This is a genomic window from Streptomyces sp. NPDC040610 (genome assembly GCF_055594065.1).
Genome location: NZ_JBVIXA010000012.1, coordinates 148654 through 164192, shown reverse-complemented (window position 1 = coordinate 164192; position 15539 = coordinate 148654). Strand labels below are relative to the sequence as shown.

General features: G+C 67.6%; 14 protein-coding genes. 8 read left to right on the top strand and 6 right to left on the bottom strand.

Annotated features, from left to right (window positions below; translation table 11 throughout):
- The first annotated feature begins 75 nt into the window (after positions 1-75).
- Positions 76-1335 (top strand): site-specific integrase, encoded by a 1260-nt coding sequence (locus ACZ6AA_RS33015; protein ID WP_471462122.1) that lies wholly within the window; start codon positions 76-78, stop codon positions 1333-1335.
- 342 nt (positions 1336-1677) lie between these two features.
- Here ACZ6AA_RS33015 and ACZ6AA_RS33010 read toward each other — a convergent pair whose 3' ends face one another.
- Genes ACZ6AA_RS33010 through ACZ6AA_RS33000 form a run of 3 tightly spaced genes read right to left on the bottom strand, consistent with a single transcriptional unit; the run spans position 1678 to position 4106 of the window.
- The gene (locus ACZ6AA_RS33010) at positions 1678-2667 is read right to left on the bottom strand and encodes a hypothetical protein (RefSeq protein ID WP_471462120.1); all 990 of its coding nucleotides are present in this window, start codon (positions 2665-2667) and stop codon (positions 1678-1680) included.
- Positions 2645-3304 carry a hypothetical protein gene (locus ACZ6AA_RS33005; protein WP_471462119.1) on the bottom strand — a complete coding sequence of 220 codons (660 nt, stop codon included), beginning with the start codon at positions 3302-3304 and terminating at the stop codon, positions 2645-2647. Before ACZ6AA_RS33005 ends, ACZ6AA_RS33010 begins: the two co-directional genes overlap by 23 nt.
- Positions 3305-3314: 10 nt before the next feature.
- A complete protein-coding gene (locus ACZ6AA_RS33000; protein ID WP_471462118.1) occupies positions 3315-4106 on the bottom strand; it encodes a TIGR04255 family protein in 792 nt (263 codons plus the stop codon).
- A 719-nt stretch (positions 4107-4825) separates the two neighbouring features.
- Here ACZ6AA_RS33000 and ACZ6AA_RS32995 point away from each other — a divergent pair.
- Positions 4826-5452 carry a hypothetical protein gene (locus tag ACZ6AA_RS32995; RefSeq protein WP_471462116.1) on the top strand — a complete coding sequence of 209 codons (627 nt, stop codon included), beginning with the start codon at positions 4826-4828 and terminating at the stop codon, positions 5450-5452.
- Positions 5453-5593: 141 nt separating this feature from the next.
- Here ACZ6AA_RS32995 and ACZ6AA_RS32990 read toward each other — a convergent pair whose 3' ends face one another.
- Positions 5594-6955 carry a glutamine synthetase family protein gene (locus ACZ6AA_RS32990; protein WP_030363288.1) on the bottom strand — a complete coding sequence of 454 codons (1362 nt, stop codon included), beginning with the start codon at positions 6953-6955 and terminating at the stop codon, positions 5594-5596.
- Positions 6956-7416: 461 nt separating this feature from the next.
- Here ACZ6AA_RS32990 and ACZ6AA_RS32985 point away from each other — a divergent pair, with 461 nt between their 5' ends.
- Positions 7417-8091: a DUF3105 domain-containing protein gene (locus tag ACZ6AA_RS32985; RefSeq protein ID WP_468449354.1), complete on the top strand. Its 675-nt coding sequence runs from the start codon at positions 7417-7419 to the stop codon at positions 8089-8091.
- A 7-nt stretch (positions 8092-8098) separates the two neighbouring features.
- Positions 8099-8740, top strand: a complete 642-nt coding sequence (locus ACZ6AA_RS32980; protein WP_471462114.1) for a DUF305 domain-containing protein — start codon at positions 8099-8101, stop codon at positions 8738-8740.
- Positions 8741-8836: 96 nt separating this feature from the next.
- Here the strand turns inward: ACZ6AA_RS32980 and ACZ6AA_RS32975 are convergent, their stop codons facing one another.
- Positions 8837-9316 carry a DUF5990 family protein gene (locus ACZ6AA_RS32975; RefSeq protein WP_471462112.1) on the bottom strand — a complete coding sequence of 160 codons (480 nt, stop codon included), beginning with the start codon at positions 9314-9316 and terminating at the stop codon, positions 8837-8839.
- Between the two features lie 48 nt (positions 9317-9364).
- A complete protein-coding gene (locus ACZ6AA_RS32970; RefSeq protein WP_471462110.1) occupies positions 9365-10408 on the bottom strand; it encodes a hydroxyacid dehydrogenase in 1044 nt (347 codons plus the stop codon).
- A 329-nt stretch (positions 10409-10737) separates the two neighbouring features.
- Between ACZ6AA_RS32970 and ACZ6AA_RS32965 the strand changes: the two genes are divergently transcribed.
- From ACZ6AA_RS32965 to ACZ6AA_RS32950, 4 genes are all read left to right on the top strand, one after another.
- The gene (locus ACZ6AA_RS32965) at positions 10738-11592 is read left to right on the top strand and encodes an ABC transporter permease (protein ID WP_468450133.1); all 855 of its coding nucleotides are present in this window, start codon (positions 10738-10740) and stop codon (positions 11590-11592) included.
- Positions 11593-11660: 68 nt separating this feature from the next.
- The gene (locus ACZ6AA_RS32960; RefSeq protein WP_471462216.1) at positions 11661-12524 is read left to right on the top strand and encodes a carbohydrate ABC transporter permease; all 864 of its coding nucleotides are present in this window, start codon (positions 11661-11663) and stop codon (positions 12522-12524) included.
- 34 nt (positions 12525-12558) lie between these two features.
- A complete protein-coding gene (locus ACZ6AA_RS32955) occupies positions 12559-14235 on the top strand; it encodes an extracellular solute-binding protein (RefSeq protein WP_468480991.1) in 1677 nt (558 codons plus the stop codon).
- A 133-nt stretch (positions 14236-14368) separates the two neighbouring features.
- The gene (locus tag ACZ6AA_RS32950; protein WP_468449359.1) at positions 14369-15433 is read left to right on the top strand and encodes a LacI family DNA-binding transcriptional regulator; all 1065 of its coding nucleotides are present in this window, start codon (positions 14369-14371) and stop codon (positions 15431-15433) included.
- The last annotated feature ends 106 nt before the right edge of the window (positions 15434-15539 follow it).

The window sequence follows — 15539 nt, the reverse complement described above, 5'->3', positions numbered from 1 at the left end:
TTCACCCACCGCACACGCGGGGAGGGCCACGTCGTGGCCCTCCCTGCTCCATGCCCAGAAGGGATTCCGCCCTACATGGCAGGCCACATCCAAGACCGCTGGTACAAGACCGAAACCAACGCCGACGGGAAAACTGTGCGCACCAGGACCGACCGCCACGGGACGGGCCTGCGCTACCGCGCCCGCTACGTCGGCCCCGACGGCACCGAGAAGTCTCAGAGCTTCCCCGACGGGCAGAAGCGCAAGGCTGAGCTGTGGCTGAACAAGACCATGGCCGATATGGACAGCGGCCGGTACATCGATCCCAAGGCAGGTCGCACCACCTTCCGCCAGTACGCCGAGAAGTGGCTCAAGACGCAGACCACCGATGCCACGACGAGAGAGCCAGTCCGCGTGCAGATCCGCCGGCATGCCATCCCGTATCTGGGGTCGCGGCCGCTCGGCTCGTTCAAGCCCGAGCACATCCGCGACTGGCTCGCCGAGCTGGAACGTGCGATCCCCGCCTCTTCGTACCGCCGGGTCATCTTCGCAAGCGTCTCCGCCGTGTTCACGGCGGCGGTGGAGGATGACCACCTGCACCGGAATCCGTGCAAGTCGAGCAGCGTCCGCGCGCCCGGCCCGAACAATCGTCGCGTGGTCCCGTGGACCATGGAGCGCACGTTCGCCGTACGCGCCGCACTGCCGGAGCAGTACCGCGCCGCTGTCGACCTGGGTGCCGGGTGTGGCCTTCGGCAGGGCGAGATCTTCGGTCTACCGGTCGACGAAATCGGATTCGACACCGGATGGCTGCACGTCGCCTACCAGGTGAAGGTGTCCGAAGGAAAGCTCGTGTTCGCCCCTCCCAAGCGGGAGAAGGAACGAGACGTGCCGCTCGCCGCTTCCGTGGCACACGTACTCAAGGAACACATGGAGGCCCACTCGCCCGTGAAGGTGACGCTGCCGTGGCAGCGCCCCGACGGGCAGCCGGTCACGAAGCGGCTCTTGTTCGTGCGCCCGGACGGTGACGGCGCCGTCCGGCGTACAGACTTCAACACCCGCTTCTGGAAGCCCGCCCTCGTGACGGCAGGCGTCATCCCGGAGCCCAAGCTCGGCGAGCGCCACCAGGCCGCGCGCCAGCACGGCATGCACGCACTCAGGCACTTCTACGCGTCTGTACTTCTGGACGCAGGCGAGAACATCAAGGCCCTGAGTACCTACCTGGGACACACCGACCCCGGCTTCACACTCCGTGTCTACACGCACTTGATGCCGAGCAGTGAGAGACGGTCTCGCAAGGCCGTGGACATCATGTATCGCGGCGTGGACCGGCGTGTAGTGCAACGCTCGCCGCGGTAGACCTTCCCTACCTCATCAAGCACCCGGCTAGGCCCCGCCGGGCGGGCTTCCCGGCTACGCTCGGGGCGCCGCTCCTGCCTTCGGCCCGCTCCGCCCCGGCTGCGCCGACCCGGCCAGCGGGCACATCGTGGCGAGCGTGGTGCGCTCCCGTCCCGTCCACCATCGACCCAGGCAGAGCCGAGCAGACGCGGCCCACGGCTTCCAGGTCGTTCGTACAGTGGCGCGCTCCACCTGGACGCCATGAAATACGCCCGCTCCACGGTGTGTGGGTCGACGGCGGACGGGATGGGAGTTGAAGAGCGGATTGGGTGAAGCTGAGTGCTTAGCGCACCGTGACGCCTCTCATTCCTCTCCTGAAAGAGAGAGGTACTCCAGATCAAGCTGCTCTGTTTGCCGAATCTGCTCCAGGGTGAAGCTCTCGGTATCCGCAAGCTGAAACGTGAAGGACTTGATTTCCGCCACGGGTTCACACAATGATACCCAGTATCTGCAAACTCCCAGCCACTTTTCGAGCGCGTCAATGTCATTACAAGTCTGGATTCCGCGAAGCGCTTCAGGCGAAGGCGTGGAGCCGTCCCATCGAATAGTCACGAAATCGGCTTCCGGTAGCACATCAGGGTAGAGAATGAAATACAGGACGACTTCCACTTGACGGGAATTCCAGTTGGGCAGGCCTCCCGCGCGGATTTGAAACACTTTACGAAGCGCGTAACCCTCATCGCTACCTTTCCCGTGTTTCCCGAGGAGCCTCCTCCGCATACGGGAAATCGATTTGTTGAAGTTGTCTGGGAAAGCAAATCTGCCGAATCTGCGAGAAACAATGGCTGCAAAATCGCGAATCTGGCTGTCTGCAGATAGGCCATGGACAGGATCACTGCCGATCAAAACGCTTTTTTCTGCGGTGAACATCCGGGTGAGGTCCACGGCAACGCCTTCGCCAATGCCTGGAAGCCATGCGAGTGTGGTTGATTCGCCTTTACGTACGGAAGGCGCAAGGGACTCCGGAATCTCGACTAGTGGGCACACTTGCACGTAAGGCTGAATTGCCACGCTGCGAACAACATCACACGTCTGAGAGACAATCGCATATCCGAGTGACTCTTTAGTGTCCAGTGCCAAAAATTCCGGGGCGTCGTGGTCCTCGACGGCAAGGGGAATAGATTCCCCAAGACGAAAAGAATCGGTCGCATCGGACAGCGGTCGCCGCAGGTCAACGAGCCGTAGAGCATAGATGTCGCGCAGAACATCGCCTTGGCGCCAACGAGCCGTTTCGGCGTCTACGCGTTGCTCGATAACGCCCTTCTGCACCTCATCGGCTGTTTGGTTCGCCATCCATGCTCCGACTCTCTTGCCCACCCAACCGTCGACCACTTCGAACAACCTCGGTCTGCGGCACGGGGGTTGGATCAGTGCCTCGTAGCAGACTAGCGGCCGACATCTCGGCACGCAGCGGCTTCTCCTGAGTTCGAAGGCCGAAACCGATCATCAGCCGGTATGGAGTCGTCTCGCCTGCCTGAGAGGTCAACAGGTGATCGCGTGTGGACTCTGGCTCGCCTTGGTCGTACTCGGCGATCACCGCAAGGTGCCGGTCGAGGAGGTACGCATGGTGCTCCGTCATCCGGTTTCCGGATGCCCAGAGGTGCACGGCACGCCTGCTGACTCCAAAGAGGCGAGCCACCTGATTCCAGCTCAAGCCAGAGCGGTCATGCAATTCACGAATCTTGAGTTCTGTGCCACGGATTTTCGCCGAGTCCACGTCCGTGCCAGTGGCAACCCCGTTGCCGGTCTGAAAGCTTACGTAAGCAATCTCTTCTTGTCGTGCCGGCGGACTCTGAACGATGTTAGTCGTTCCCGTGACGCCCCAAAACAGGAGCGCGGTAGCAGAAATTGGCCTTACGCTGGCTGAGGCATATCCACCAGAACGCGCACTTATTTCCTCATCGCGCGTCGACGTCGTCATTACCGTCACGACTAGCCCCCTAAGCGTAGCGTTCCAGGAATGCGTCCTTCACAAGCGCCCTAAAGCCGCGATAAGCAGCTCCAGCAAGGTTCAGCACTCTGATTGATACGCGCTCGACTGAGTATTCCTCCGCCGTGTCAGTAAATGAATCTAGATCCAGCAACCATGTGGCCGTAGAGGCAACCGGAACAGTAGGTTCTGCAGTGGCACCAGGTGGAACCCAGCCGCTGCGGACCAATAGCCTATCTGATCCGCGTGCGAAGAGACTTTCATTTACTGATTGAGTCAATTTCGCCTGTTGGGTTTCTTGGGCGAGAGCCCATCCACCTAGAACGTGCGAATGCACGAATTTATTCAGATCACTCAAGACCTCTGCGTCCGAGATCTGATTAATGTATCGAATTCCGACGCGGTCGCACAAGACCGGGTCCGCGATGTCGCTTAGTGCACTCAGGACCGTAGTGAGCCGTTCGCAAAAATCCTCGCGAGAGGTGTATTTGCTGGTTTCGAGAGAGATGAACGAGTCGGAAAATGAGACCTGCCATTCTCTATTTCGACTCTGGAGCTGCCAAACCATTCCCTGACTGGGTTGCTGCATCACGCCCTGCGGGCTAATGACAAGGTTAATGCCAGCTTTTTGGCGCCCAATAGGGTACAAATCTCGCAAGGCTTTCGCGAGCCGATGTTGCCCTTCCGGCAGTGCGAGTTCGGGCACGGAAGGGTAGCGAACCTGCGTCAGGACGCGCGACAGAGGGGCCCGCGCAAGCGGTACCTCGATGGCTGGCAAGTCTCCAAACAGTCCGTCGCCCATACTTCACACGTTACTTCACACCCCACCGCGTGGCACTACTTCGCGCTCGATCTCACACTGGGAGCCGACCGAGTCGAACACGAGAACTGACGGAGTTGTGAGACTGGCTGATGTCTCGACCATGCAGGGAGGAAACGCCCCTAGGCCTCTAACCAGCCTGGTTCTGAGTCGGTCGGCAACGCAGGCGCCAGCGGTGGGTCGTGCCGTCGACGACAATGCGGCGCGAACCCTTGCGGCCGCTGCCATGGCGAGACTGACCGCGACCCTAGCTGTTCACGGCGTGGGGAGGCTGAGAGTTTCGGGCCGTCTCTGGGCCGTCCAAGGCCGCTCAGCAGTGACCAGCGGCGACCGACATGACAGGTGCCCAGCGCGACGAACCCAGGTCAGCCCCATCCATCTGCGATGCTGGTACAGCCATGCCTAAGCCCGGAGAACTAAGCTTTCGTGCGCACTGATCTTGCGGACCGGGTGAGTTTCCACTGCTGGCAATGCCGACGAACAGCGGCGGACAAGCGCGAACATCAGCGGACCGTCAGCGCAGGTGACAGGCACAGCAGCCCAAGCGAGGCGACCACCCCGAGCCGCTTCGAGACGAAGGGCCCCGTCACCAGTAGCGCCAGCAGTTCCAGCCCTTGTGGCCAAATTGCCCCCTTGTGGGCACCTCGTGCGCCTGCCACACAGTTGATGGGTGGACGTTCAGGGGGGGGAGGGCGCGTCATATGGCGGTGTCAGGTGGAGACTGGGCCAAGCCGTCCGATTGGGCAGTTGGGCGGTTCGGGCGACAGGCCGGCGCGCTCGCTGCCATCGTCCCGCGGCAACTGGCCAAGGCACACGCGACAGCGCATGCCACGCACCTCGCGGCCGGGCTGAAGAAGCGGAGCCCCTACGGGGTCACGCTCGCACAGGCTGTCCGGGAGCATCTCGCGGACATGGCGCGTGAGATGAACGAGTCCGTGCGCGATGTGCGCGGATTCGAGTACGCGGTGATCCAGGAGCACGTCCTCTTCCCGTACAGGTACGCCGACCGGCTGAAGCCCCTCGACCGTGCCCGGTTGCCCGCCAACGTCTCTCCCACCCGCCGTCGGCTGTTCCGGGCCCATGGGCCGAAGTCACCGGAAGGTCTGTTCGAGCTTGATGACGGCCTCACGACGGAGGAGTACCTCGGACTGCACGATGCCTTCGAAGAACTGGGGGCTTCGACGAAGCTCGTCTGCGTGTTCTTCACGGCGGATGCGGAGAACGGCATACACGCCATCTACTGGGGAGAAGCGCACCTCGAACCCGACCGCTCTTTCACCTGGCCTCACAGTGAACAGCTCCCGGTGGCACCCGTGCCGTTCGGGTGACGGATGAGCCCGACCTCGGCGGCCCGATCAGGCGCCGACGGCCCACAGACGGCCCAGCCTCCAATCCGACACTTCGGGGCCGTCGGTCTTAGACCGACGGCCCCGAAGGCTTGATGCGCTGAGAAACGCTCTGACCTGCCCTTACAGCACCGGCAGGTTCTTGCGGAGCTCGAAGGCCGTCACCTCGGAGCGGTACTCCTCCCACTCCTGCTTCTTGTTCCGGAGGAAGAAGTCGTACACGTGCTCGCCGAGCGTCTCGGCGACCAGCTCCGACCGCTCCATGAGGGCAATCGCCTCGCCGAGGTTCTGCGGCAGCGGCTCGATCCCCATCGCGCGCCGCTCCGCGTCGGAGAGGGCCCAGACGTCGTCGTCGGCGCCCGGCGGCAGCTCGTAGCCCTCCTCGATGCCCTTGAGGCCGGCGGCGAGCAGGACGGCGTACGTCAGGTACGGGTTCGCGCCGGAGTCGATGGAGCGGACCTCGACGCGGGCCGAGCCGGTCTTGCCGGGCTTGTACATGGGCACGCGGATGAGCGCGGAGCGGTTGTTGTGGCCCCAGCAGATGTACGAGGGGGCCTCGCCGCCGGCGCCCGCGGTGCGCTCGGAGCCGCCCCAGATGCGCTTGTAGGAGTTCACCCACTGGTTGGTGACCGCGGAGATCTCGGCGGCGTGCTTCAGCAGGCCCGCGATGAAGGAGCGGCCGACCTTGGAGAGCTGGTACTCGGCGCCGGACTCGTAGAAGGCGTTGCGGTCGCCCTCGAAGAGCGACAGGTGCGTGTGCATGCCGGAGCCGGGGTGCTCGGAGAACGGCTTCGGCATGAAGGTCGCCTGGACCCCCTGCTCCAACGCCACCTGCTTCATGACCAGGCGGAACGTCATGATGTTGTCGGCCGTGGAGAGCGCGTCGGCGTAGCGCAGGTCGATCTCCTGCTGGCCGGGGGCGCCCTCGTGGTGGCTGAACTCCACCGAGATGCCCATGGATTCGAGCATCGTGATGGCCTGGCGGCGGAAGTCCATGCCCACGTTCTGCGGGGTGTGGTCGAAGTAGCCGGAGTTGTCGGCGGGGCTCGGCCGGGAGCCGTCCAGGGGCTTGTCCTTGAGCAGGAAGAACTCGATCTCGGGGTGGGTGTAGAAGGTGAACCCGAGGTCGGAGGTCTTGGCGAGCGCCCGCTTCAGTACGTAACGGGGGTCCGCGAAGGACGGGGAGCCGTCCGGCATCAGGATGTCGCAGAACATCCGGGCCGTGCCGGGGGCCTCGGCGCGCCAGGGCAGGACCTGGAAGGTGCCGGGGTCGGGCTTGGCGATCATGTCGGACTCGTAGACCCGGGCGAAGCCCTCGATGGCCGAGCCGTCGAAGCCGATGCCCTCGTCGAAGGCCTGTTCAAGCTCGGCGGGAGCGACCGCGACCGACTTCAGGAAGCCGAGTACGTCCGTGAACCACAGGCGCACGAACCGGATGTCGCGCTCCTCCAGAGTGCGGAGCACGAACTCCTGCTGCTTGTCCATCTCGACTTCCACCCATCCTTGCTGGTCGGAACCGGCTGCTCCCAAGCCATGGGACGTCGCCCCGGCACACGAGCATCCCACCACACGGTTTCGTGCGCGTTGCGGCTGCTCCTTGCCCATAGTGCACGCTCACCCCGGCACGGGGTATCCGGGACGGGTCCGGGGGCCCGGCGGGGCGGCCGGGGCGGGGCGGCCGGAGCCGGGGGCCGGAGCGGGTGGCCGGGGTCCACATGGCCGGGATCGGCCGGATGGCGGCGGCACTCGCCCGTGCCACCCGTGCAGTATTTGACAGAGCGCCTCCTCCACCCGCCGACGCGGAGGCTACGATCAACGCACTCGCAACGCCCCCAGCTGTGCCGCACCGCCCCTTGGCTCCACCGGTTCCACGCACCGCCCTTGTTCCACGCACCGCCCCTTGTTCAACCCATCCGACTTCGTCGCTTTCCGCAGAAGGACACACCATGGGTTCCGCCAAGAAGACGAGCAGCGCCGAGCGCAAGGCCCGGATAGAGGAGATGCGGCGCGCCGAACGCGCCCGCGAGCGCCGCAACAGCGTGCTCACCATCGCCTTGAGCACGGTCATCGTCGCCGCGCTCGGCGTCGGCGGCTACTTCCTCATCTCGCAGGCCGACGACGACAACAACGAGTCCGGCAAGGCGGGTGACGCCAAGGCGGTGGCCAAGTTCACCACGACCGCCGACGGCGAGCGGGTCTGGGATGCCAAGAAGCTCGGCCGCACCCACGTCGGCGGCAAGGTGAACTACCCGGTGACCCCGCCGGTCGGCGGCAACCACAACCAGGTGTGGATGAACTGCAACGGCGACGTCTACACCAAGGAAGTCCCCAACGAGAACGCTGTGCACTCCTTGGAGCACGGCGCGGTCTGGGTGACGTACAACGACCAGGCGAAGCCCGCCGACTTGAAGAAGCTGGAAGCCAAGGTCAAGAAGACCCCGTACTCCCTGATGAGCCCCGTGAAGAAGCAGAAGGACCCGATCCTGCTGTCCGCCTGGGGGCACCAGCGGGCGGTGAAGGACGCGGCCGACAAGCAGATCGACCCCTTCTTCTCCACCTACGTCCAGGGCAAGCAGACCCCCGAGCCCGGTGCGGCCTGCACCAACGGCCTGGGGCAGTGATGACGTGATGAAGCGCAGGGACTGGCTGATCGGCGCCGTCGCCGGGGCGGTGCTCGCGGCGGGCGGCATCACCGCCGCCGTCGCCTCCACCGACGGCTCCTCGGGCTCCTCTGATGCCGCCGGTTCCGACGGCGTGCCGTCGAGCACGTCCGCCGACGCGGGGTTCGCCCGGGACATGGCCGTCCACCACCAGCAGGCCGTCGAGATGTCCTACGTCATCCGGGACCGCACCCGGAACAAGGAAATCCGGCGCCTCGCCTACGACATCGCGCAGACCCAGGCCAACCAGCGCGGCATGATGCTGGGCTGGCTCGACCTGTGGGAGCTGCCGAAGGTGCCGCCCGGCGAGCCCATGGAGTGGATGGACATGACCGGCGCCCCCTCGGCGGGCGACGGCTCCCTCATGCCGGGCATGGCCACGAACGCGCAGATGAAGCGGCTCGGGGAGCTGAACGGGAAGCAGGCCGAGGTCTTCTACCTGAAGCTGATGACCGCCCATCACCAGGGGGGCATCCACATGGCTCAGGGGTGTGTCGAGCGGTGCGATGTGCCGGTTGAGCGGCGGCTCGCGCAGGGGATGGTCGAGTCCCAGGAGTCCGAGGTCAAGCTGATGTCCGACCTGCTGAAGGCGCGGGGCGCGAAGCCGTAGGGGTGCCCTCGCGGGGGCGCCCCAGTCCCGCCCCTTCTCCGAAACCGGGGGCTGCCGCCCCCTGGACCCCGCTGATCGGCGCTCCGCGCCTAGTCCTCAAGCGCCGGACGGGCTGATATTTACCGGCACATCTGGGGCGCCCCCGCGAGGCCTACACCCCCACCCCACCCCCGGCGGCCGCACCCCTGCGCACAACGGCATCCCCGCCCCGTCCGTGAGCCCCACCTCCCCCACGGCCGCCCCGGCCTCCAGCGCCGCCTCCGGCAGGTCGCCGAACCACAGCTTGGCCCGGCGGAACATCGCGAACTGACCGCCGGGGGGCAGCTCGCCCCAGGTGAGGTAGAAGAAGCGGTCGCCCCGCTTGCCCTGGACATGGGGCCCCTTGAAGTCGGGGGTGCCGTCGGGCGCGGCGACCACGGCCACCTCGAACTCGAACACCGCCTCGGCCGCGTCCGCCCGGACCAGCTGGTCGGGCTCCGCGCCGCGCTGCACCCCCACGTGCACGTCCCGATAGTCCCCGCACTCCGCCCCGGGCAGATCACGGCCGATGAGGCGCACAGTCAGCTTCTGAGTCATGGGATTCAGTCCACCACGGGGGTCTGACAGTCGCCCGCGGGCGGGCCCTCACGCGAGCCGCACGAGGTCCTCCCGCCGCAGCCGCCCGAGCAGTGCCTCCCCCCGCACGTACCGCTCGACCTCCGCCACGGCGTACTCCCCGAGCCTGCGCACCTCACTGCCCTGCGCACCCGCGATGTGCGGGGTGACCAGGACGTTAGGGAGGGCGAGGAGGGGGTGTCCGGGCGGCAGGGGTTCGGGCTCGGTGACGTCGAGGAAGGCGTCGAGGCGGCCTGCGGCGCAGGCGCGGGTCAGGGCCTCGGTGTCGACGAGGGAGCCGCGCGCGGTGTTGACGACGACGCCGCCGTCGGGGATGAGGGCGAGCATCCGCTCGCTCAGCAGGCCCCGGGTCTCGGGGAGTTGGGGCGCGTGCAGGGTGACGACGCTGCTGGCCCGGCAGAGGTCGGGCAGATCGACGAGGTCGACGCCGAGGGCGGCGGCCTGGGCGGGGGTGACGTAGGGGTCGGTGAGCAGGACGCGGTGTCCGGCGTCGGAGGCGTTGAGGGCGGCGATGACGCGGCGGCCGATGCGGGAGGCCCCGACGACGCCGATGGTGCGGGCGTCGGCGCCGGTGCGTTCGGTGAACGGCGGCCAGCGCTCGGCGTAGCGGGCGGCGGCGGGCAGCGCGCCCTTCGTGGCGAAGGTGATCGCGGCGAGGGTGTAGGCGACGACGGGGCCCGCGTTGGCGTCGGCGGCGGAGGAGACGAGGATGCCGCGGTCCCACAGGGCGTTGGTGACCACGGGTTTGACGGATCCCGCGGCGTGCACGACGGCCCGCAGGCGGGGCGCGTGGGCGAGCACGTCGGCGGTCAGGCGGGGGCAGTCCCAGCCGGTGACGAGGACCTCGGCCCGGGAGAGCGCCGCGCGGGCGTCGGCGCCGGTGAGCCCGCCGGTGAGCGCGCCGGGCGGCAACTCGACGCTGCGGGCCAGGCGTTGGCGCAGTCCGGGGGCGAGGACGCGGTCCACGACGTCGGCCCCCATGGCGAGGGCGGCCACCGGCCTGCGCCGCTCCGGTCCCGCGGCTTCCCGCGGCTGCTCCAGCTGATCGGGCACGCGTCGCCACCTCTCGTAGAAAACGGTTACTGGAAGGAGTCAGGAGGCTAAGCCTCTGTCGCGACAGCGGTCAAGAGAGGGCAGGCAGCGTCAAGGGACAGCTCTGCGAAGGGGGTTGACCGGGGACAGTAACCGCTTTAGATTCCCGGCACCTTGTCCCGACAGCTGTGTTCAAGACTGGGGGTTCCGTGTCAGCGGTGACGAAGGACCGGGCCGAAATCGAGGCGGTGACACCGCCGACGGAGCCCACCAAGGGGGCAATTGCCCGCAAAAGCGGGCGGGGCGAGAAGTGGAAACGGTTTCAGCGCACTCGGCTCCTGGTGCTGCTCATGGTGCCGGGCCTCGCGTACTTCCTGGTCTTCCACTACGGCGCGTTCATCGCGAACGCCGTGGCGTTCAAGGAGTACGTCCCCTTCGACGGCCTGTGGGCGAGCCCCTGGGTCGGCACCGAGAACTTCAGCCGGATGTTCGGCGACCCGGACTTCTGGCACGCGACCTGGAACACGCTGTTCATCGCGGTGCTCCAGCTCGTGTTCTTCTTCCCCGCGCCGCTCGCCCTCGCGCTCCTGCTGCACAGCCTGACCTCGGACCTGCTGCGCCGCTTCACACAGTCCGTGATCTATCTGCCGCACTTCCTGTCGTGGGTCGTGGTGGTGGCGCTGTTCCAGCAAGTCCTCGGCGACACGGGCCTGTTGAACACGACGCTGAGCGACGCGGGCCTGCACACCGTCGACGTCATCGGCAACCCGGACGCGTACAAGCCGCTCGTCGTCCTCGAAGTGATCTGGAAGGACGCGGGCTGGGGCACGATCATCTTCCTCGCCGCGCTGATGCAGGTGAACGAGCAGCTCTACGAGGCCGCCGCGATCGACGGGGCCGGGCCCTGGCGGCGCTTCTGGCACGTCACGCTGCCCAGCATCCGGCCCATCGTGATCCTGCTGCTGATCATGCGGCTCGGCGACATCCTGTCCGTCGGCTTCGAACAGATGCTGCTGCAACGGCAGTCGGTGGGCCCGGAGGCCGGTGAGGTCCTGGACACCTTCGTCTTCTGGCAGGGCATCGTCGGCGGCGACACCGGCTACGCGGCCGCCGCCGGACTCTTCAAGGGCGTCGTCGGCGCGGCACTCGTCTTCACAGCCAACCGGATCGCACACCGGCTCGGCGAGCAGGGGGTCTACAAGTGAGCAGCACCATCAGCCCCAGGACAGCGCCACGGAAGCCGCGTACGCCCCAAGTCGTCCGCCCCGCCTGGATGGAGCGGCCCCGGCCGCTCACCAAGGCCGCCAAGGGCGTGGCGGTCGCCGTCGTCCTCGCCCTCGTCCTGATCCCCTTCCTGGTGATCGTCTCGACGTCGCTCGCGTCCAACCGGGAGGTCGTCGACAACGGCGGCTGGGTGCTGTGGCCGAGCGAGCCGACGCTGCGCGCCTACCGCACCGTCCTCAGCGGCGGCATCGTCACCAAGGCGCTCGGCGTGAGCGTCGCCCTGACGGCCGCGGGCACCCTCTTCTCGCTCGCCTGCACCACCTTCCTCGCCTACGCCCTCGCCCGCCCCGGCGTCTTCGGCGGCAAGCCGGTGCTGCTCCTCATCCTGTTCACGTTCCTCTTCCCGCCCGGCATGATCCCGGCGTTCCTGCTGGTCAAGGGCATGGGGCTGATGGACACGTACACGGCTCTGATCGCGCCCGTGCTCATCAACGTCTTCAATCTGATCGTCCTGCGCGGCTTCTTCCAGGGGATTCCCGAGGAGCTGTACGAGGCGGCGCGCCTGGACGGCGCGAACGACTGGCAGATCCTGTGGCGGGTCGTGCTCCCGCTGTCGAAGGCGGCGCTCGCGGTGGTCTCGCTGTTCTACGCGGTGAGCTACTGGAACGCCTGGTTCCATGCCTCGATCTATCTGGAGTCCGACCACTGGCCGCTGTCGCAGGTCCTGCGGACGTACGTCATCGGCGGCTCCCAGATCGCCGACACCGGCCTGAGCGAGGCGGGCCAGGTCTCCGCCCCGCAGACGACACAGATGGCCGTCCTCGTGATCGCGACCGTGCCGATCCTGCTCGTCTACCCCTTCCTGCAGAAGTACTTCACCAAGGGCGTGCTCACCGGCGCCATCAAGAGCTGAGCCACCTCCCCGTACACGCCGAAAGGTTGACCTCGTGTCTGGTTCCCAGGGTTCCTCGCGCCTCCCCATGGGGCGCCGGGCGCTGCTGCGCTCGATCGCCGTCGGCGGCGCCGCCCTCGCCGCCCCCGCCGTCCTCACCGGCTGCTCCACCGGCTCGGGCGGCGGCGGTGACGTGTCCAACGCCGGGAAGAAGATGGCCCCTTGGCCCACCTTCACCCCGACCAGGGGCCCGGCGCCCGACCTCCCGCCCAGCACCGCGGGCGTGCAGGCGGGCTTCACCTCCTACCCGCGGCGCCTGGTGACGGCGACGGACGGCAAGCCCGGCACCGGCAAGGAGAGGATCCGCGTCCTGTCCATCACGTACGGCACGCCGCCGAAGCCCGCCGGGTCCAACAAGTACTGGCAGGCGATGAACGAGGCCCTCGGCGTCGAGGTCGAGTTCACGGTCGTGCCGGACGCGGACTTCCGCTCGAAGATGGCGACGCTCATGGCGGGCGACAGCGACGACCTGCCGGACCTCATCAACATCGGCGGCGGGTACGTCCTGCCGCGCGAGGCGCAGTTCGTGAAGGCCCGCTGCGCCGACCTGTCGGAGCACCTGTCGGGCGACGCGGTCAAGGACTACCCGAACCTCGCGGGCATCCCCACGTACGCCTGGGAGGGCATGGGCCGGATCGGGGGGCGGCTCTACGGGCTGCCGGTCGAGCGGGCCAAGGTGCAGGGCGCGATGTTCATCAACCGTGAGGCCTTCGACAAGGCGGGCTACCGGCCCGGCATGTCGGCGCCGGACTTCCGGGCGATGGTCAAGGAGGGCTCCGGCGGCGGCAAGCACATGCTCGGCACCTCGACCGTCAGCTACTACAGCTACCTCTACCACGCCATGTGGCACGGGGCGCCCAACGAGTGGCGGATCAAGGACGGCCGGATCACGCCCATGTACGGCACCGAGGAGTTCAAGGCCGCCCTGGAGTTCATGGCGCGGCTGCGGGCCGACGGCGCCTACAACTCCGACGCCACCTCGATCTCCCAGGTCGACCTGAAGACGCAGTTCTACAACGGCACCGTCCGCTCCATGACGGACGGCTGGGGCGCGGTGCTCTCCAACGCGCAGGGCATCAAGGACGCGTACACCCTGGACGCCGCCGTGCCCTACGAAGTGCCCGGCGCGACGCCCGTCTACCAGCAGAACCGCGGCTGCTTCGGCTACACCGTCGTCAAGAAGGCGTCCAAGGAGCGCATCCGCCTCATGCTGCGCGTCCTGAACTGGCTGGCCTCGCCGTTCGGCTCCAAGGAGTACCAGCTCATGCACTACGGAGTGGAGGGCACCCACTTCCGGTTCGACAAGGCGGGCGACCCGATCCCCACGGAGCGCGGCCTCGTCGAGTCCCGCACGAACCTGCCGTTCCCGTATCTGATGGACGCCCCGCAGCCGCTGTACTTCCCCGGGCAGGCCGGCCTCACGAAGCGGCTGCACGCCTGGGAGAAGAAGGTCGTGCCGCTGCTCGTGCCCAACGACCGCTGGGGGTTGCAGTCGGCGACCTTCAACCGGGTCGGCGCGTCGCTCCAGCAGATCGTCGAGGACGGGGTGACGGCCGTCGTCTCCGGCCGCAAGAGCCTGTCCTCCTGGGACGACGTCCACCGCAAGTGGCGGTCGCAGGGCGGCGACAAGTGCGCCGAGGAGTTCGCGGAGGAGTACGAGGCGGCGCACTGAGGCGGTGGCGGGGGCGCGATGATGGTCCCGGGCGGGCCGTACGTCCGTCCGGGACGCGCTGTCCGTACGTCACGCGCGGGCCGTCCGCCGCCCGAGGGCGGGCGGCACCGGGCGAGTTGAGGAGAGGCACACAGTGGGGGAACGGGTCACCATCCGCGAAGTCGCCGCACGCGCGGGGGTCTCCGTGGCGACCGTCTCGCGGGTCCTCGCGGGCAACTATCCGACGTCCGCGACCTCGCGGGCGAAGGTGCAGCGGGCCGTGAAGGAGCTGGACTACGTCGTCAACGCGCACGCGCGCGCGTTGGCGGGCGCCGGGCGCAAGACCATCGCCGTGCTCACCTACGACGTGCTGAGCCCGTTCTACGCGCACGTCGCGCAGGGCGTCGAGATGGAGGCCGCCCGGCACGGGCGGCTCACGCTCGTCGCCTCCACCGGCAGCGATCCCGCGCGGGAGCTGGCGCTGGTGCAGATGATGCGGGAGCAGGCCGCCGAGGCGGTCGTCCTCGTCGGCGGGGTCATCGAGGACGACGAGTACCGGGAGCGGATGGCCCGGTACGCCGAGGCCCTCGCCGCCGCGGGCTCCCGGCTCGTGCTGTGCGGGCGGCCCGCGCCCGCGCCCGACGTGCCCGCCCTCGTCGTCGAGTACGACAACGAGGCGGGCGCGTACGCCGTGACCAGCCATCTGCTCGGCGCGGGGCACCGGCGCATCGCCCTCATCGGCTACCAGCCCGGCAACACCACCGGGGAGGACCGGGTGCACGGGTATCTGCGGGCCCTCGACGACCACGGGGTGCCGCGGTCCGACGCGATCGTGCACGGGGTGGGGTTCGGGCCGCACCACGGGTACGAGGCGATCCGGGATCTGCTGCGGGCCGCCGACGGGAAGCCGGAGTTCACCGCCGTGTTCGCCGGGGACGACCGGGTGGCGGCGGCCACGGTGGTCGCGTTGCGGGAGTACGGGCTCTCCGTCCCCGAGGACGTCTCCGTCGTCGGCTACAACGACGATCCCGTCGCCTCCGACGTCACGCCCGGGCTCACCACCGTCCACATCCCCGCCGAGGAGATGGGGCGCACCGCCGTCCGCCTCGCCCTCTCGGGGGCGCCGCCGCGGTCGGGGCCCGAGCGGCACGTCCTGGGTACGCACATCGTGGTCCGCGCGAGCGTTCGGCGTCTTGCCGTGGTTCGGGGGCGCGTCTGACGCGTCGGCTGCGTCGGCGCCTTCCCGAGCCCGCCGCTCCCCGGCGGATATCCCCCACCCGCCCACCCGTTCACCCCACACGACGGGCTTCTGGCAGCAGTCCCTC